Source organism: Cupriavidus alkaliphilus (assembly GCF_900094595.1).
Taxonomy (GTDB): domain Bacteria; phylum Pseudomonadota; class Gammaproteobacteria; order Burkholderiales; family Burkholderiaceae; genus Cupriavidus; species Cupriavidus alkaliphilus.
In genome coordinates this window covers 25,291-43,504 of sequence record NZ_FMAD01000008.1, presented here as the reverse complement: position 1 = coordinate 43,504, position 18,214 = coordinate 25,291, and the positions used below count along the sequence as shown (strand labels likewise).

Below are 18,214 nucleotides of genomic sequence, written 5' to 3'. Positions count from 1 at the left end.
CGCCGCAGCGGAAAGCGCCCGGGCCAGGATCAGGCCTCGTGCGAGCGCAGGAAGCGGAAGAACTCCACGCCTTCGCGCAGGCGCCGCTTCATCATGTCCCAGCTGCCGAGCATCTCGCGCACGATTTCCCAGATCTTGCCGGGGCGGAAGTAGAAGCGCTTGTAGAAGGTCTCCACGCCGTGGTAGATCTCCTCCTTTGACAAGTGCGGATAGCTGATCGCCGCCAGCTGCACGCCCTGGTCGTTGACCAGGTTGATGACCTTGTTCTCCTCGAGCCAGCCGTTTTCCACCGCCTGGCGGTACAGCGTGGTGCCGGGATAGGGCGCGGCCAGCGAGACCTGGATGGTGTGCGGGTTGATTTCCTTGGCGTACTCGATGGTCTTTTCGATGGTCTCGCGCGTCTCGCCCGGCAGGCCCAGGATGAAGGTGCCGTGGATCTGGATGCCCAGCTTGCGGCAGTCTTCGGTAAAGCGGCGCGCGATGTCGGTGCGCAGGCCCTTCTTGATGTTCAGCAGGATCTGGTCGTCGCCGGACTCGTAGCCCACCAGCAGCAGGCGCAGCCCGTTTTCCTTCATGATCTTGAGCGTGCTGTACGGCACGTTGGCCTTGGCGTTGCACGACCACGTCACCCCCAGCTGGCCCAGTCCGCGCGCGATCTCTTCCACGCGCGGCTTGAAGTCGGTGAAGGTATCGTCGTCGAACATGATCTCCCTGACCTCGGGCATGTTCTCCTTGATCCATTTCACCTCGGCGATCACGCTTGCGGCCGAGCGGGTACGGTAGCGGTGCCCGCCCACGGTCTGCGGCCACAGGCAGAAGGTGCAGCGCGAACGGCAGCCGCGGCCGGTGTAGATCGACACGTAAGGATGCTTCAGGTAGCCGATGAAGTAGTTCTCGATCTTCAGGTCGCGCTGGTAGACCGGCGCGACGAACGGCAGCGCGTCCATGTCCTCGATCATCGGCCGCTGGCCGTTGTGTTCGAGCGAGCCGTCCGGCAGGCGATAGCTGAGCCCCAGGATGTCCCTGAGCGGCTTGCCCGCGGCCACGTCCTGGCAGGTATAGTCGAATTCCTCGCGGCAGACGAAGTCGATGGCGTCGCTCGCGCCCAGCGTGCCGCCGGGATCGACCGCGGGCTTGGCGCCGACCATGCCGATCATCACGCCGGGATGGCGCTGCTTCAGCGCCTCGGCGAACCTGGCGTCGGTGGGGAACGACGGCGTGCTGGTGTGGATGATCACCAGTTCATAGTCCGCCGCGATGTCCAGCGTCTGCTGCACGGTGAGGCCGTCGGCCGGGGCATCGAGCACGCGGCTGCCGGGCACCAGCGCGGCCGGCTGCGCCAGCCAGGTGGGGTACCAGAACGACTTGATCTCGCGCTTGGCCTGGTAGCGCGACCCGGCGCCGCCATCGAAGCCGTCGAAGGACGGGGCCTGCAGGAACAGGGTTTTTTTCATAGCGGCCTCTTGGTCTGGATGCCGGTGAAAGCCCGGGTGTCGGGAGCGGGCTTCGCCTGTTTTCTCCCCTCTCCCGCTTGCGGGAGAGGGGCGGGGGAGAGCGCCGGCGCTCGACCGGAGTGCTGCCCTGCACCTGCCGACAGCACCTGCTCCCGCCACCACACCCGCTTGCCAGCCAACGCCAGCGCCCAGCACGCCAGCAACAACCCATCGCGCAACGGCGCCCGCAATGCCGCCGCGGCGCTGCCCGCCAGCACACTGCGCGCCACCACGCCGGCGACCGCCGCAGTAGTCACCAGCGGCAGCGGCGCCAGCCACATGCCCAACGCCAGCATCGGCCAGGTGAAGGTGACGAAGCTGAACGCATAGCCCGTCGGGTTCAGCGAAGCGATCGTGCGCATCCAGCGCAGTTCATGCCGCCACAGCAGCGTGAAGCCGTCTTCGATGATGTCGGTCGTCACCACCACCTCCGACAACACCGTGCGCAAGCCCAGCCGCCGCGTCAGCTCGCCCAGCCAGAAATCGTCCGCCAGCCGGTCGCGCAATGCCCCGAAACCGCCGATGGCCGCCAGCGCGTCGCGGCGCAGCGCGATGGTCGCGCCAAAGGCAAAGCGCCGCGAGCCGCCCGCGTGGGCAATGCGCACCGCCGGCACAAACCAGTCGTCGATGAACTGCGCGCCGAGGCGCGACCAGAAGCCGCCGATGGCATGCCCACGGTACAGGCAGGTCACCACGCCGACGTTGGCTTCAGCCAGCGGCGCGGTCACGCGCGCCAGGTAGTCCGGCGCCACCGCGACGTCGCTGTCGGCGATGACCAGCGCATCGTGCGTGGCCGCGCCGGACAGGTTGATCAGGTTGCTGACTTTGAGGTTGCTGCCGTGCACCCGCGGGTCGATCACCAGTGCGATGTCGCAGGCCGGGAAGTCGCGCCGCAGCCGCTCCACTACCGCGATGGCGGGATCGTCCGCGGCGCGCACGCCGAATACCAGCTGGAAGCACGGATGCCGCTGCCGGCAGAAGGTTGCCAGGTTGGCATAGAGCCGGGGTTCTGCGCCGCACAGCGGCTTGAGCACGCTGACCGGCGTGGCGGCCATGGCGCCGCGTGGCGCGGGCTTGCGTCGCGACAGCCAGGCCGCGGCCAGTGCATAGCCAGCCGCCGCGCACACCAGCGCTGCGCCGGGCAGGATGCTGGCAAGTCCGGCGGCCATGGCAATGGCTTCAGTGCGTGGCGGCGCCGGCAGGCGCCTCGGCCGCTCGTGGCTGCCGCGCGGGCGGCCGGGTGCGCTGGATTTCCTCGAGCTTGATCTCGACGTGGCGCGAGAACACGTATTCGGCCGGCCGCTGCCGGTCCAGCGCAATGTCCGGCGCCATCGGGCCGCTGGTGCGCACGCCGCGCAGGCTGACGCCGAGTGCCTTGAGCGGATGGGCAAAGGTGTCGGCCACGGCGGTGGCTTCGTAGCCGCTGTGCACCATGCAGTCGGCGCATTTCTCGTAGTTGCCGGTGCCGTAGGCGTCCCAGTCGGTCTCGTCCATCAGTTCGCGGAAGGTCGCGGCATAGCCTTCGCCCACCAGGTAGCACGGGCGCTGCCAGCCGAACACCGTGCGCGCCGGGTTGCCCCACGGGGTGCAGTGGTAGGTCTGGTTGCCGGCGAGGAAGTCCAGGAACAGCGTCGACTGGCTGAACGCCCAGTTCTTGCCCGCGCGGCCGCGGCTGAGGATGTCGCGGAACAGCTGGCGGGTCTTGCCGCGGTTCAGGAAGTGCTGCTGGTCCGGCGCGCGCTCATAGGCATAGCCCGGCGACACGGTGATGCCATCGACGCCCAGCGCCTTGACCGAGTCGAAGAACCTCGCCACGCGCTCGGGCTGCGCGTCGTTGAACAGCGTGCAATTGATATTGACGCGGAAGCCGCGCGCCTTGGCGGCGCGGATCGCCTCGACGCAGCGGTCGTACACGCCTTCCTGGCACACCGAGCGGTCGTGCATCTCGCGGTCGCCGTCCAGGTGCACCGACCAGATGAAATATGGACTGGGCTGGTACTGGTCCAGCTTCTTTTCCATCAGCAGCGCATTGGTGCACAGGTAGACAAACTTGCGCCGCTGGATGATGCCTTGCACGATCTGCGGCATGTCCTTGTGCAGCAGCGGCTCGCCGCCGGCGATCGACACCACCGGGGCGCCGCACTCATCCACCGCCTCCAGGCATTGCTGCACCGACAGGCGCTGGTTCAGGATGGGGTCGGGGTAATCGATCTTGCCGCAGCCCGAGCACGCCAGGTTGCAGCGGAACAGCGGTTCCAGCATCAGCGCAAGCGGGTAGCGTTTTTGCCGCGACAGGTGCTTGCCGACGATATAGGCGCCCACGCGGGCGACCTGCAGGAGCGGAATGGCCACGACAGCTTCCTCTGGTTGGTTCAGCCTGCAATGTTCTCGTTGGCGGGGGCCGGCGCGGCGCCCGTGCCGGACTGGAGCGATGCCGCGGGCGGCTTCACGTCGGCCAGCTCGGCCGGCAGCCGGAACTCGGCATGCTCTTCGCGCCCGGCCATGGTGCTGACCTCGACCGGTCCCAGCCGGCGCAGTGCCGCGATCACGTCTTCGACCATGGCCTCGGGGGCCGAGGCGCCGGCGGTGATGCCCACCACGTTGGCGTCGCGTACCCAGGCCGGGTCGAGCTCGCTGCCTTCGGCGATCAGGTAGCTGGGCACGCCGCTTTCGGTGCCGATCTCGCGCAGGCGGTTGGAGTTCGAACTGTTGGTCGCGCCGATCACCAGGATCACGTCGGCCAGCTTGCACAGGTCGCGCACCGCGCTCTGGCGGTTCTGCGTGGCATAGCAGATGTCGCGCGTATCGGGGCCGACCAGGTTGCTGAAGCGCCGTCCGAGCGCGGCGATGATGTTGCGGGTGTCGTCCACGCTCAGCGTGGTCTGGGTGACGTAGGCGACCGGGGTGTCGTCGGGCAGGTCGAGCTTGCCGACATCGGCCTCGCTCTGCACCAGGATTACCTTGCCCGGAATCTGGCCCATGGTGCCTTCGACCTCGGGGTGGCCGGCATGGCCGATCAGGATCACGGTGCGGCCGCTGGCGGCGTACTGGCGGCCCTGGGTGTGGACCTTGATCACCAGCGGGCAGGTGGCGTCAATGGCATGTAGCTGACGCTGGCGGGCATCGTCGACGACTTCGCGCGACACCCCGTGCGCGCTGAAGATGGTCACCGCGCCGGCCGGCACTTCGTCCAGTTCTTCGACGAAACGCGCGCCCTTGTCCTTCAGTCCCTGTACGACGTGCTTGTTATGCACGATCTCATGCCGCACGAACACCGGCGCACCATGCTTTACGAGGGCGCGGTCGACGATCTCGATCGCGCGCACCACGCCGGCACAGAAGCCCCGGGGCTGAGCAAGAATCACCTGCATGGAGTAGGCCCCCGACCCTTTTGCTACGGGTTTCAGTGTTTGGGATCGCGCAACGGAAAACGATGCCCCGGCGATGCCCGGTATCGAGCCAGACCCACCGGAGATCCGCCGCGGATCACATTTTCCTCGCACGGTGGTTACTATATACCCGACACGCCGGCTTTGTCTGGCGCCGCCACGATCGGCGCAGGGCCGGCCCTGCCGACGCCGCCTTACGGGGAAACGGGCTGATGACCAAAAACGATGACGTGCTGGTGACAGGAGCCGCGGGTTTCCTGGGATCGGCGGTGGCGCGCCAGGCGCTGGCGCGCGGCTGGCGCGTGCGCGTGCTGGTGCGCCCGCACAGCCCGCGCACCAATCTGGCCGGGCTGCCGGTGACCGTGGCGCAGGGCGACATGCGCGATGCCGCCGCCGTGGCCGCGGCGCTGCAGGGCGTGCGGTACCTGTTCCACGTGGCCGCCGACTACCGGCTGTGGGCGCGCGATCCGGAAGACATCGTGCGCACCAACGTCGACGGCACCCTGGCGGTGATGGAAGCCGCGCAGCGGGCCGGCGTCGAGCGCGTCGTCTATACCAGCAGCGTGGCGACGCTGCGCGTCGCCGGCGCGCAGGCACCGGTGGACGAGACCGCGGCGATGCGCCCGCATGAAGCCATCGGCGCGTACAAGCGCAGCAAGGTGCTGGCCGAGCGCGTGGTCGAACAACGGGTCGCCGAACACGGCCTGCCCGCGGTCATCGTCAACCCGTCCACCCCCATCGGGCCGCGCGACGTGCGGCCCACGCCGACCGGCCGCATCATCGTCGAGGCCGCCACCGGCAAGATCCCGGCCTTTGTCGATACCGGGCTGAACCTGGCCCACGTCGACGACGTCGCCAACGGGCATTTGCTGGCGCTGGAGCGCGGCCGCACCGGCGAGCGCTACATCCTGGGTGGCCAGGACGTGATGCTGCAGCAGATGCTGCGGGATATCGCCCAGTTGTGCGGCCGGCGCCCGCCGACCCTGCAGCTGCCGCGCTGGCCGCTGTACCCGCTGGCCTACGGCGCGGAAGCGGCGGCGCGGCTGACCGGCAAGGAGCCGTTCCTGACTGTCGATGGACTCAATATGTCCCGCTACCGGATGTTCTTTACCTCGGACAAGGCGCGCAAGGAACTGGGGTATCAGCCGCGCCCGTACCAGGAGGGGCTGCGCGACGCGCTGGCATGGTTCCGCGCGCACGGGTACCTCGGCCATCCCTGAGCCGCCAGCTCAGCGGCGCAGCGGGGCCTGGTTGCGGCCCTTCCACTGGCCGCCGCGCCGCAGCCGGTAGCGCCGGGCGGAGTCGAGCGTCGCTCCCAGGTAGAACAGCGCCGTCACCGGCAGCAGCGGCGCCAGCCACCACGGCTGCCGGTACTCACGCAGCATCGGCAGGTAGGCCAGCGCCATCGCGGCCCAGGCCAGCCATGCCGGCCACGCCCCCCAGCCCAGCGCCAGCACCGGCGGCACCAGATAGGTCAGCACCATGCCGGCGACCGCGCCCGCCAGCCACAGCGGCGAATGGCGCAGCTGCGTGTAGGCGCTGCGCGCGATCATGTCCCACAGGCTGCGCCAGTGGTCATACGGGCGCAGCGACACACTGTCGTCGGCCAGGTCCAGCCGGATGGGGCCGCCGGGTTTGATGCGCGCGGCCAGGCTGCAGTCGTCGATCAGCTCGCCGCGGATCGCGGCAAAGCCGCCGATGCGCGCCAGCGCCGCGCGGCGCGCCAGCATGCAGCCGCCGGCCGCGGCGGCAACGCGGCTGCGCGGATCGCGCACGCGGGCAAAGGGATAGAGCTTGGCGAAGAAAAAGACAAAGGCCGGCACCACCAGCCGTTCCCACGCCGAGGCACAGCGCAGCCGCACCATCAGCGAGACCAGGTCGCGCCGCTCCGCCTCGGCGCGCGCCACCAGGCCGGCCAGCACGCCCGCTCCGTGGCGGATGTCGGCATCGGTCAGCCAGACATAGCGCGCCTGCGGCGCGACACGGTCGGCGGCGGCCAGGCCTTCGGACTGCGCCCAGACCTTGCCGCTCCAGCCGGTCGGCAGTTCGCGCGCGCCGATGACGGTGAGCGCATGCGGGCGCGCGGTGGTGGCCGCGGCGGCGCGGGCGATATCGGCGGTGCCGTCCGCGCTGTGGTCGTCCACCACCACCAGCGCCAGCGGGCCCGGGTAGCGCTGGCCCAGCACTGCGGCCACCGCGCTGCCGATGACCTCGGCCTCGTCGCGCGCGGGGATGATGGCGACCACTTCCGGCCAATGCGCCGGCGCCGGTGCGGCCGGTGGCCGGTGCACACGCCAGAAGCCGGCGCGCCCGAACAGCAGCACGGCCCAGATCGCGAGCGACAGCAGCGACAGCGCCATGGCGGCGCCGGGCACGGTGGTCTCAGTCATGCGGCCCCCTGCGGTGGCATGGTTCGGGGGCCATTTTAGGCGATGGCCAGCCGGCGGGCGCGGGCCCGCCGGTGGTTCAGGCGCGGTAGCTCACCGGCCCGCGCGAGCGCATGTCGAGCGCGTAGTAGCAGATCGTCAGGAGCACCAGCCAGCCCGGCCCCACGTACAGCGCCACGCGCGTATCGGGGAAGTAGGCCATCAGCGCCACCACCAGCGCCAGGAACGCCAGCGCGATATACGAGCCATACGGCCAGAACGGCATGCGGAACGCCAGCGCCTGGCGCGCCGCCGGGGCCAGCCCGCGGCGGAACTGGATCTGCGTGACCAGGATGATGGCCCAGGTCCAGACCGCGCCGAAGGTGGAGATCGCGGTCACCCAGACGAACACCTTCTCCGGCACCAGGTAGTTGAGCAGCACGCCGGCCAGCAGCGCGGCGATCGACACCAGCAGCGCGCGGCGCGGCACGCCGTTGCGGTCGACCTTGGCGAAGGCCGCCGGCGCCTGGCCCTGCAGCGACAGGTTGTACAGCATGCGCCCGGTGCTGAAGATGCCGCCGTTGCACGACGACAGCGCCGCGGTCAGCACCACGAAGTTGATGATGCCGGCGGCGGTCTTGATGCCCAGGCGCTCGAAGGTCAGCACGAACGGGCTGCCCTGCGCGCCGATCTCGTTCCACGGGTACAGCGCCAGGATCACGAACAGCGCGCCGACGTAGAAGATCAGGATGCGCCAGAACACCGAGTTGATCGCATCCGGAATCGATTTCTTCGGATTGCGCGCCTCGCCGGCGGTCAGGCCGATCATCTCGACCCCCAGGTAGGCGAACATCACCATCTGCAGCGACATCAGCACGCCCGAGGCGCCGTTGGGCATGAAGCCGCCGTGCGCCCACAGGTTGGAGATGCCGGTGGCAACGCCGCCGTTACCGAAGCCGAACACGATCATCGCGCCGCCGCCGATCAGCATCAGCACGATGGTGACGATCTTGATCATGGCGAACCAGAACTCGAACTCGCCATAGGCCTTGACCGCCATCAGGTTGACCGAGCCCATCGCCGCCAGCGCTGCCAGCGCCCAGATCCAGCGCGGCACGTCGGGGAACCACATGCCCATGTAGATGGCCACGGCCGTAATCTCGGCCACGCACGTCACCAGCCACAGGAACCAGTAGTTCCAGCCGGTCAGGTAGCCCGCCAGCGGACCCATGTGGTCCTGCGCATAGCGGCAGAACGAGCCTGCCACCGGGTTGTGCACGGCCATCTCGCCCAGCGCGCGCATGATCAGGAAGATCACCGCGCCGCCGATCAGGTAGGCCAGCATGATGGCAGGGCCAGCCATCTTGATGGCATTGCCGGCGCCCAGGAACAGGCCGACGCCGATGGCCGATCCCAGCGCCATCAGCCGGATATGGCGTTCGCCCAGGCCGCGTTGCAGATGTTCTGCGCTTGCACTCATTCTTCGTTGTCTCCGTGTGATCTGAATGGCCGCGCCAGTCCTTGTGAGGCTGGCGGGGGCAGCGGACTTTTGCGTTTGCGACGCACGCAAACGGAAAAGAGCGGGCAGGTTAATCAGATAACGGGGATATTTGTTGCTGAATTCGTACTGAAATGCAGGAAAAATTGCTGGCCACGCCGGATGTAGGTGGCTGCGCGCAATGACATGGCCGCGGTCGTCATAGCAGCCGGAGTTCGGTCGCCGCCAGCGCGGCAATTCGTAACCGGGTGTCAGGCGAGAGCCCGTCTTCCATCATCCATAGCGCCGAAAGGCACGACCAGGCCAGCGTCCACTGCAGCAGCCTGTGGCGATCAAGCCCCGCCGCTTCCACCAGGATGGCGACGCGCTGGTGGAATCGGCCTACTGCGATCCTGCGGGACGGGTTGCACAGCAGATTCGCGTAATCGAAGGCGCGCTCACCGACAAGCCCCTTCGGATCGATGGCAAGCCAGCCCTGCGCGCCGAAATGGAGGATGTTGCCGTGGTGCATATCGCCGTGAAGCACAACCGGATCGATGGCGCCAGCCGACAACAGATCTTTCGCCACCAGAGCGGACAACCGGAGAATGTTGCCGTGGGGCCAGGATGGGTTCGTCAACGGCGCAAACCAGTCGCCCAAGGAGACGACGGGCGGTGGGTCAGGCGCGGTATGAGCGTGCAACCTGCCCAGCACTGCGCAGGCGATCCGCATGGCGTCATCGTCCCGTCCAGTCCTCGAAAGATCCGCGAGCGAGCCCGCGGATTGTGGGCGCTCCATGACGACGGCGTCGTCATACTGAGCCAGTATCCGAGCAGCCGCTCCGCTGCCGTTCCACCATGCCATGACGGCATTGCCACGCCGTTCTTCGTCGCACATGGCAAGTTTGAGGATGGCCGGCTGGCCCCGGTATGACACCGGCTGCAGGCAACTGGTCGGTGTCAGGACGGGTTCGGCGTCCGGCACAAGTGCCCATCGGCGCAGATACCTGGCGAGCGCGGCAGCAATGGTCTGGGGCAACATCCTGGTGCTTTCCACTGATCAGGTCCGATCCTGTCCGACGTGCGCGCCGGTCTGCGCGATGCATTCGGAGAAGTTCGCGTCCGGGTTACTGCGGAGAATGATATCTCCTCGCTTGGTCACGGCGCGTGCCGCCGGGAGATGTGCCGCGCTTCCAGGCAGGCGCGCGATGTCCCGGCTCCTCAACCGCCGGGGCTATGGCCGCCGACGTCGATATGGAGGCTGGGAAAGGCCTCCGCTGCGGCGGCGACCGCTTCTTGCCGGGTGGAGAAGGTTTCGGTCAACGAGACGATATAGCCTTCGGTCAGCATCCGGACGTGCCATCCGCCGTCGTCTTCGCGCATGACCAGGACAAACGGGGGCCGAGGAGGAGCGGCATCGGGCATCATGAAGCGGACATTCATACGATATTGCGAGCGGGCGCATACGGTCGCGGGACGCAGGCGGGACCAGCGCACGGCAATCCGGCTGGAAAAAAAGGGCTGGCCCGCGGCCAGCCCTTCCCACTGCAAGCTACACCTACCAGGTGACGATCAGATCCAGACCAGGTCCGAGGTCGACAGGCTGCCCAGCTGGTTCGCCGCGCCGAGCAGCGCGACTTCATGCTCGGCCTGCACGAAGGCCTGGGCGCCGTTGTTCACCGTGAAGTCGAGCGGGTTGAACGCCTGGCCTTCGGTGTTGAACAGCAACTGCAGGTCGGTGCCGTTGGCGTTGTAGTTGAACGAACCGTCCTCGTTGTACGTACCCACGCGGATCACGACGTTGACCGGGTCCAGGCCTTCGCCGATGTGGTAGCCGAAGGCCGGGAAGCCGTTGCCCCCCGGGGCGTTCGTCACGTACATGGCGTAGTCGCCCTGGGCCAGCGGGTTGGCCACATCGACCAGGATGGTGTCCTCGGCAACCTTGAAGTCGCTGATGACGTCCTGCTTGGCCGCGGCGCCCGGGTTGGTCGACTTGCCGGCTTCGGCCAGGTGGTTCTGGTCGAAGTTGAAGTAGAACGAGTCCGCGCCCGCGCCACCGGTCAGCACGTCCGCGTGGAGGCCGCCGGCGATGAAGTCATCGCCCGCGCCGCCGTCGACCGTGTCATTGCCTTCGCCGCCGTACAGGGCGTCGTTGCCAGCGCCGCCGTTGACGATATCCGCACCGCCGTTGGCGTAGATCACATCGTCGCCCGCGCCGCCGCTCAGGTTGTCAGCGCTGTTCGAGGCGTAGACGCGGTCGTTCTGGCCCGAGCCGATGAAGGTGAACGCGGCTGCGTCGGACGGATCTTCCATCACGATCGTCACGCCGCTGCCCTTCAGGGCCGAGGCATCGATGGTGGCGAAGTTGTTGTCCTCGAAAGCGAAGCCGGTGACCTCGCCGGCGCCCGACAGGATCAGCTTGCTGTCCGCGCCGGCCTGTTCGTCCAGGTCCAGGCGCACCAGGTTGGAGTAGGCGGCCGGGATATCGAGGCCACCCAGGCCTTGACCATTCGCCCACACCGTGCCGCTGGCGTCGCCGTTCACCGACGCGCCTGCGGCCACGTCGACCTTCATCAGGTTGACCGATGCCGCTTGCAGCCATTCGCCGCCTTCGAAGCCGCCGAGCAGGTGCATATGGCCCGAAGCCGCGGCAGCAATGTCGATGCTGGTGATGGTGGCGCGCTTGTCGGCGCCGGCGGCATCGATGCCCCACGAGGTGAACTCGGTGCTGACGCCGGTGCTGAGCTTCACGGTTTCGAGGTCGCCGGCGGCACGGGCATCACCCACGCGGCCGATCTCGATGTCGCTGTCGGTGGCGCCTTCCACGACCAGGTGCTGCAGGTTGGTCGCTTCATCCATCAGGCTCTCGAACTGGCTGCCCAGCGACAGATCGCCCAGGCCGGTCGACTTGATGGTCAGGCGCTGCACGGTGTCGCCGTCGAGGATGACGCTGTCCGTGAAGTTGTTGCCAGCGATGGTAAGGTCACCTGCCGAGTTGTTGGTGATCGACAGGTCGGTGGTGTAGCGGCCCGAGAACGAGTCATCCACCTGCAGGCCACGCGAAATCACCACGCTCTCGCTGCCGTTGTGGCTCAGCGCCACCTTGTCGGCGTTGATGACGCGGATGCCCGACGGATTGCCGGCGTTGCCGATCACGCTGGTGGTGCCTTCGATGTTGATATCGAGCGTGGTCAGCGCCTGGCCGTCGTAGTCCACCTCAACGCCCTGTGCCAGGTTGCCCTGGATGTTCAGCGTCTTCAGCGTGCTGTCGAAGTTGTTGAAGTCGGCACGGCCGCTCGAGGCCTTCAGGTTGATGGTGGCGAGGTCGTTGATGTTGGTGCCGTCCAGATGGACCGCGTTCAGGAACGTGGCGTCCAGCGTCTCGACGCGGCTCATGGTCGGTGCACGGTTGGCTTCGGCGACCGTGGCGTTGGCGTCGAACACGGCAACGACCTTGTCGGCACCGGCGCCGCCGTCGATCACGTCACCCGTGCGCAGCGAGTCGCCGACGTTCAGCACGTCGTTGCCCGAGCCCAGCTTGACGTTGACCTGCTGGTCGGATTCCGAGATGTTCAGGCTCAGGTTGGCCAGCGCGCCCGACGCGTCGATGGTGGTCAGGGTCGAGTCCAGCGCACCCTTGATGCCGAAGTCGAGGCCGGCCTGGCCGCCCTTGATGTTCAGCGTCTTGGTGCCATCGCCGATCAGGTCGGTCAGGTTCGACTCGAAGCCAGCCTTGTCGTCGTTGATGGTCAGGTTGATGGTCTCGACGTCGAAGCCGGCATCGGTGTTGATCTCCACCGTCGCGTTGACTTCCTTGACCGAGACGTTGGCTTCCTTGCCCTGGATCTGCTGGCCGTCGAAGTTCAGCGTGATCTTGTCTTCGGCCTGGATCGCGTCGACGAGGTCATACTGCGTGGCGGCGCCCTGCAGGTCTTCGAGGCTCACGTCGCCCTTGACCTTCTCGACCACGACCTGCTGGATGTCGGTCCAGTTCTTGGTAGTGACGGCCACATCGCCGGTGGGCTGGATGGTGACCTTGCTCGCGCCGGCGATGGTGGTGCCGGAGTAGAGGTCCTGCTTGGCAGCCAGGCTCAGGACAACCTTGCCCGGGCCGCTGATCGAGTCGCCCTGGGTCAGGGTTTCGGTGCCGCCGGTCACGGTGTCGGCGGCGCCGAGCGTGATGGTGTCGATGGCGGTGGTCAGCACCTTGCTGCCCGGCTGCGGCGCCGGACCGGCGACGATCTTGTCGATCACGGCTTGCGGATTGGAGCCCTCGCCGGCCTGGTCGACCGGCTTCAGCCAGTCACGTGCCTGCTGCGCGGCCCAGTCGCCGCTGTACTTCAGGATCTCGGCCGTGGTGTTCAGCGCGGCGGTAAAGCCTTCGGCGGCGGCCAGCTTGGCTTCGATAGCGACCTTGTCGCTGCCTTGCGCGCCGTTGACGATGTCCAGCGCGATGCTGGCCAGGGTTGCCTTGGGCGGGTTCGCGGCGAGCAGGCCCGTATAGAAGGCGAGACCGGCGGGCTCGGCGTCGCGGCCGAACATCTGCTGGTAAATGGCGTTGATCTTCTCGCCGTGGGTCTGGCCGCCATAAAGCGCGGTCGACTCGGCCGAGTTGCCAAAGGCGTCGATGATCGCGTTCAGATTGCCACCGACACCGTCCAGCTTGGTGGCCCAGAACTCCAGGCCCGTCGGATCGGCCGGGCGGCCGTAGTAGGCGACGTAGACCTTCTGTACCTGATCGTAGTAGGCAGATGCTGCCATAGTGTTCTCCTGGGAATAAAAACAAGCGATCTGGACTTCGGCCTGCCATCCCGCGCCGCGGGCCAGTAGGAAATCCGGATCTCGCTTCCGTTGCAGCCTGCACTGCCAACAGCATTGGCAGTGCAGGCTGCGACACGCTGCATAACGCGTCGGGGGCAGTATCCGGAAATGCGCAAACCGAAACAGTGACTGGGGCCACAAAAACGCGCAAAGCGGTGGCCGTGCAACGGTGCGACGAAGCGCTTGCGATGGAGCCTGGTGTCAACGCGCCGTCGGCGTGACGCGCTACCTGTCGCCGTGGTTGGTTGCCAGCGCGCAGACCGGGATGTCCAGTTCATGCGCAAGCCGTTGCAGCAAGTGTGCGGCGGGCCGGCGCCGGCCCGTCTCGATCATCGAGATATAGGCCCGCGTTACGCCGACACGTTTGGCCAGCTGGGCACTGGGCAAGCCACGGAAGCGGCGCCATGCGCGCAGTTCCGAACTGCCGGCCGCAATTGCGGCCTGCACGAGCAGTGGCGGGGCGAACGATGAGGCCATGCCTGAACCATTGCCGGTTTCCGCCAGCAGTCGCTGGATGCCCCCTTTGATGTCCTTCCATGTCCGTTCTGGAATTAATACGAAGCGCCGGCCTTCGTGCTCGATGAACTCCACGTCATGCATCTTTTTCTTAGCCCTGAGTAGCGCACCCGGTATTGCGTGCCTGTCGAAAGGCAAGGCTAGCCGATGGAATGCGTGCAGGGGTGTGACAGGTGTCACAGCATTGCTGCGGCAGTCCCCTTTGGTGGGGTGTCTGTCGACCCGGCCGAAAGTTGTCTTGCTTTCTAACGGAATGACTTTAATAATTCCGTTGCGTTGTTGTTGCGATTTTGGTGATTGTGGCAAAGATGCCAGGTCCATGCCGTTTTTCAGGATCGCTCAGGCAACCCATGTTTGGGTGATGAGTGGATGCCCGAATAAGGGCACCATAGACCCGCAGTGTCCGAAAGGAACGGTCCCGGAACAAGGGGCCGCCGACAGGAATATTGGTTCGATCCATGCATTGAGCTTTTGGCTTTACCAATGAAAATAGACCGTGATGCAAAGCACGGCTCGACGGGGAATGAAGGTGGTTGAACGAATAACAATAGTGGTTCGTACGGAAACGGGTTGGGCGATCGAGCAGCATGTCGGAGAGTTTGCCGTCGTCTTCAATGGGGAGTACCTGAGCTGCACCCAGGCCAAAGAGGCCGCGGAGCGGCTCTTCCCGAATCAGCACGTCACGGTCGCGCCAGTCAGCCGGCATCCACATGCCGGGTCGGCCGCCAAGCCAAGGCCTACGCGACGAATACGGAGGGGTTCACATTGAGTCGGGGCCGGGCGCATTACTTCGTTGATGCGCCGGCCCCCGCACCCGCCCCCGGTACCACAGGCATTTCCAACACCAGTTGTGTACTACCTCTGCCGCTTGCGCGAGAGAGGAGAAAACACGCGGGCAGGGCACCAAAAAAAGATGCCAGGCGTGCGGGGGCAGCCTGGCGATAACGGGAAAGTTGGCGGGGTCATTGCGCCAACAGGTCCAACTATAGAAGCTCGCGATCCACCCGGCTGTGATCGGCATCACAAGCCGCCGCGGGCGTCCGCACGCGCGGCGGTGCCGGGTGGATTTCCATGTCCTGCAATGCGATACCGCTTCGCAGGCCTTCGTCAGAGTCGCGCACAAAGAAAGAAGGCCGCTGCTTTTGCGCGTCATAGACGCGTGCCAGATAGATGGCCAGCACACCTACCGCAAGCAGCAACAGGCTGCTGAACGCCGCCTGCGCAATGATCACGGTGGTAAAACCGTCCAGCGCATTACCGGCGAGGTATCGCGCCACGGTTTGCAAGATCAGCAGGAAGCTCAGCACCACCCCTGCAAAGCCAGCCATGGCGACTGCCTGTAGCGGCAGCGAGGAAAATGCCACCAGGCTGCGTAGCGAATAGCGCAGCAGGCCAGCCGCCGACCATGAAGAATGCCCAGCTTCCCGGGGCGCCACATCGAAGGGAATATCGACCTGGCGAAATCCGACCCATGCCACCAGCCCCCGAAAAAAGCGGTCCCGCTCTGGACACCGCAGCAAGGCATCGGCCACCTGGCGGTCGAGCAGCTTGTAATCGCTGGCCCCTTCGACGGCAAAGCCCGTGGCGCGTTCAAACATCCGGTAGAACAGGCGCGACGCCGCGGCATAGGCGACATGTTCCTCGCCGCGATGGCGCTTGCGCGCATTGACCACGTCGGCGCCGGCGCGCCAGGCGCTGACCATCTGCGGGATCAGGGCGGGTGGGTGCTGCAGGTCCGCGTCGATAAAGAGCAGGCCACGCCCGCGGGCGTACGCCAGCCCCGCTTCCAGCGCAGCCTCCTTGCCGAAGTTGCGGGAAAAATGGATGGCACGCACGCAGCGGTGGCGCCGTGCGAGTTCGTCGGCAACCGCCGCGGTCTGGTCGGTGGAACCGTCATTCACGATGACGATCTCGAAGCGCGACACGACCTGAGCAAGTTCGCTGACGATGCGCGGCAGCGCCAGCGGCAGGCTGGCCGCTTCGTTGTGCGCGGGGATGATGACGGACAGCTCCGTCGGTTCGCTGGCATTCATGGGGATCACCTGGTGCCGGAGCTACAGAAATGCAGGCCATGCCGGGCCAGGCAATAGGCTGTCCACCCGCGCCCGGCGATGTACTGCGCGTCATACGGCGGGCCGAGCACGACCAGCACGCCCGGTGCGAGCGCCTGTCGGGACAGGTCTGCCGCGATGCGCGTGCAGTCGGTGTCCTGGCGTGCGCCCGAGAGGCTGTTGATGGCGAGGCCGCCGCGTGCGGCCAGCAGCTGCAGGGCAAAGCCGCCATGCATCGCGGCACGGTCGTCCGAGCAGCCAACCGGAGGATGGATTTCGACCGCGGCATGGCGCCCGACCAGCGCGCCGACGAGCGGATCCGACGACACCGGGTCCATCGGCTTTTCGGTGACCACGACCGTACGCAGCACCGCGGTGTCGAGCCATTGCAGCGTCGCGACCGCCACCATCAACGCGGCGGCCGTGCGCGGGCGGTAGCAGCGTGACAGTCCATAGAGCACGAAGGCAGCAATGGCATAGCCCACCGGCCAGAAGAAGCGGCCCGAGGCACGGAAGGTTGCGGTGAGGCCCCGCAGGCCCCCCGGCCAGTCGTAGCGCAACAGCCGATAGCCACCGGCATACACGGTGGTGGACAGTGCGTAAAGCGTCAGGCCGGCCAGCAACACCAGCAGCGGCCAGTGCCGCCGGGCCGCGGCGCGCAGCGGCGCCGCGCGCCCCGCGCAGGCGGCGCCCGCCACCAGCAGCAGGCCAGCCAGCACACCCAGCCCGAGGTAGTTGAACCCCTCCATCTGGCCGGGCGTGCCGCGTGCGAAGTGCCCGCTGCCCGGCAGCAGGCCGCTCTTGCCCATCGCCCCGAACGGGGCGAGCAGATTCATCGAGTAGATGGCGAAGCCCTCGCTGCCGCGCACCAGCCCGTTGCCGAGGTAGCCACCGAGCCAGAGCGCAATGCCGAGCACGCCCAGGGCCAGGCCAACGGCGGCCAGCGCACTGCGCGGCGCGCCCGTCATCCGAGTGGACGCGCAGCGTGTCGCGCTCAGCAGGAAGAAGGGCAGGCTCATGGCGAGCAGGTAGGGATGGATGCCGAGGGCCACCACCAGCAGCGCGGGCCACCGCCAGTCCAGCGGGGCCCGCACCATGGCTTCGGGCGGGCGCAGTGCCAGAGCCAAGGCCAGGATCAGTACAAAGTGGCCACATAGCGCGAGATGCCACATCCAGTACCGGAACAGCAGGGCAGGCATGACCAGCGCCAGCACGGTGCCGGCGGCAACCTGAATGGCATGGCGCAGGCCCAGTTGATCCAGCAGCAACGTCATGGCCCAGGCCTGCCCGAACACGCAGATCCACAGCCAGGCCGGCGTCAGCTCCAGCGCTGCGCCGCCCAGCCGGTACCACAGCTTGCCGGCCAGGGCGAACAGCGGAATGCTGTCGGTGAAGATCACGCTGCGCAGGGCCTCGATGCCGGGCACGCGCATCGAGAACAGCGGAAGCCGCCAGCTATCGGTGTAGTAATACCAGGCGCCGGCCAGTGCCTGCGCCTGGTCTCCCTGCGGAAAGCGCAACGCGGGATCCGTGCCCAGCATGACCGCCGGAGACCATGCCGCGGGGGCAAGGACCAGCGCCAGCAGCAGCGCAAGGGCAACGCGCGGGCCGAGTGGCAGGTCGGTCGCCGCATGCCGGACCGCCACGCGCAAGACGCTCGCCATCATGGCGTAGCGGCCGAGCGCGGCTGCGAACGGAACAGCCAGCGCATCGCAATGAAGTTGAGGCCGGCCAGCACGACCTCCGCGGCCAGCTTGGCGACCAGCAAGCGCTCGCCACAGAGCCGCAGTGCCAGGGCGAGGATGAAAGGTGAAAGTGCCACGCCGGCGAGCGTCAGCGCGCCGTAGCCGCTGCCTTGGGAAAGGAGGCCGCGCGCATCCATGCCGCCGTGCCGAAAGGAATAGCGCTTGTGCGCAATGAAGCCGATGATCGCGCCGGCGCCGCGGCTCGCCGCCTGCGCTACCGTGGGTGCGATGCCGGCATGCGTAAGCGAAAGGAACAGTGCAAGATCCGCCAGCAACAGGGCGCAGCCCGTCAGCACGTAACGGCCGAACGCCGTGCGCACCGGCAGCGTTTGCGCGCCGCCGTGGCCGCGCTGACC

General features: G+C 67.1%; 14 protein-coding genes. 1 reads left to right on the top strand and 13 read right to left on the bottom strand.

Annotation, left to right across the window (positions count from 1 at the left end; all coding sequences use genetic code 11):
• Window positions 1-29: 29 nt before the first annotated feature.
• The 4 genes from hpnJ to ispH are packed head-to-tail and all read right to left on the bottom strand — an operon-like array spanning window position 30 to window position 4,864.
• A complete protein-coding gene (gene hpnJ / locus GA0116996_RS17620) occupies window positions 30-1,454 on the bottom strand; it encodes a hopanoid biosynthesis associated radical SAM protein HpnJ (RefSeq protein WP_092314219.1) in 1,425 nt (474 codons plus the stop codon).
• Window positions 1,451-2,662, bottom strand: a complete 1,212-nt coding sequence (gene hpnI / locus GA0116996_RS17615) for a bacteriohopanetetrol glucosamine biosynthesis glycosyltransferase HpnI (protein ID WP_092314217.1) — start codon at window positions 2,660-2,662, stop codon at window positions 1,451-1,453. The genes hpnJ and hpnI overlap by 4 nt, the downstream gene beginning before the upstream one ends.
• A 10-nt stretch (window positions 2,663-2,672) precedes the next feature.
• Window positions 2,673-3,845, bottom strand: a complete 1,173-nt coding sequence (gene hpnH, locus GA0116996_RS17610) for an adenosyl-hopene transferase HpnH (protein ID WP_092314215.1) — start codon at window positions 3,843-3,845, stop codon at window positions 2,673-2,675.
• A gap of 20 nt (window positions 3,846-3,865) precedes the next feature.
• Window positions 3,866-4,864 carry a 4-hydroxy-3-methylbut-2-enyl diphosphate reductase gene (ispH, locus tag GA0116996_RS17605; RefSeq protein ID WP_092314213.1) on the bottom strand — a complete coding sequence of 333 codons (999 nt, stop codon included), beginning with the start codon at window positions 4,862-4,864 and terminating at the stop codon, window positions 3,866-3,868.
• 230 nt (window positions 4,865-5,094) lie between these two features.
• On the opposite strand from ispH, the gene hpnA reads away from it, so the two are divergent.
• The gene (gene hpnA / locus GA0116996_RS17600) at window positions 5,095-6,102 is read left to right on the top strand and encodes a hopanoid-associated sugar epimerase (protein WP_092314211.1); all 1,008 of its coding nucleotides are present in this window, start codon (window positions 5,095-5,097) and stop codon (window positions 6,100-6,102) included.
• Window positions 6,103-6,111: 9 nt separating this feature from the next.
• On the opposite strand, the gene GA0116996_RS17595 is transcribed toward hpnA, so the two are convergent.
• The 9 genes from GA0116996_RS17595 to GA0116996_RS17555 all read right to left on the bottom strand — a co-directional run bounded on the left by GA0116996_RS17595 (window position 6,112) and on the right by GA0116996_RS17555 (window position 18,178).
• Complete coding sequence (locus GA0116996_RS17595; RefSeq protein ID WP_244159897.1) at window positions 6,112-7,272, bottom strand: glycosyltransferase; 1,161 nt, start codon at window positions 7,270-7,272, stop codon at window positions 6,112-6,114.
• Between the two features lie 76 nt (window positions 7,273-7,348).
• Entirely contained in the window at window positions 7,349-8,728 is a 1,380-nt protein-coding gene (locus GA0116996_RS17590; RefSeq protein ID WP_092314209.1) for an amino acid permease, read from the bottom strand.
• A gap of 217 nt (window positions 8,729-8,945) precedes the next feature.
• Entirely contained in the window at window positions 8,946-9,767 is an 822-nt protein-coding gene (locus tag GA0116996_RS17585; RefSeq protein WP_092314207.1) for an aminoglycoside phosphotransferase family protein, read from the bottom strand.
• Window positions 9,768-9,946: 179 nt separating this feature from the next.
• Window positions 9,947-10,168: a hypothetical protein gene (locus GA0116996_RS17580; RefSeq protein ID WP_092314205.1), complete on the bottom strand. Its 222-nt coding sequence runs from the start codon at window positions 10,166-10,168 to the stop codon at window positions 9,947-9,949.
• 129 nt (window positions 10,169-10,297) lie between these two features.
• On the bottom strand, window positions 10,298-13,486 hold the full coding sequence (locus tag GA0116996_RS17575; RefSeq protein WP_092314203.1) for a hypothetical protein: 3,189 nt from the start codon (window positions 13,484-13,486) through the stop codon (window positions 10,298-10,300).
• A 285-nt stretch (window positions 13,487-13,771) separates the two neighbouring features.
• Window positions 13,772-14,383 (bottom strand): helix-turn-helix domain-containing protein, encoded by a 612-nt coding sequence (locus GA0116996_RS17570; RefSeq protein ID WP_092314201.1) that lies wholly within the window; start codon window positions 14,381-14,383, stop codon window positions 13,772-13,774.
• Between the two features lie 662 nt (window positions 14,384-15,045).
• Window positions 15,046-16,095 carry a glycosyltransferase family 2 protein gene (locus GA0116996_RS17565; protein WP_092314199.1) on the bottom strand — a complete coding sequence of 350 codons (1,050 nt, stop codon included), beginning with the start codon at window positions 16,093-16,095 and terminating at the stop codon, window positions 15,046-15,048.
• 5 nt (window positions 16,096-16,100) lie between these two features.
• Window positions 16,101-17,780 carry a DUF6311 domain-containing protein gene (locus tag GA0116996_RS17560; protein ID WP_133250554.1) on the bottom strand — a complete coding sequence of 560 codons (1,680 nt, stop codon included), beginning with the start codon at window positions 17,778-17,780 and terminating at the stop codon, window positions 16,101-16,103.
• Entirely contained in the window at window positions 17,777-18,178 is a 402-nt protein-coding gene (locus GA0116996_RS17555) for a GtrA family protein (protein ID WP_165835177.1), read from the bottom strand. The genes GA0116996_RS17560 and GA0116996_RS17555 overlap by 4 nt, the downstream gene beginning before the upstream one ends.
• Window positions 18,179-18,214: the final 36 nt, after the last annotated feature.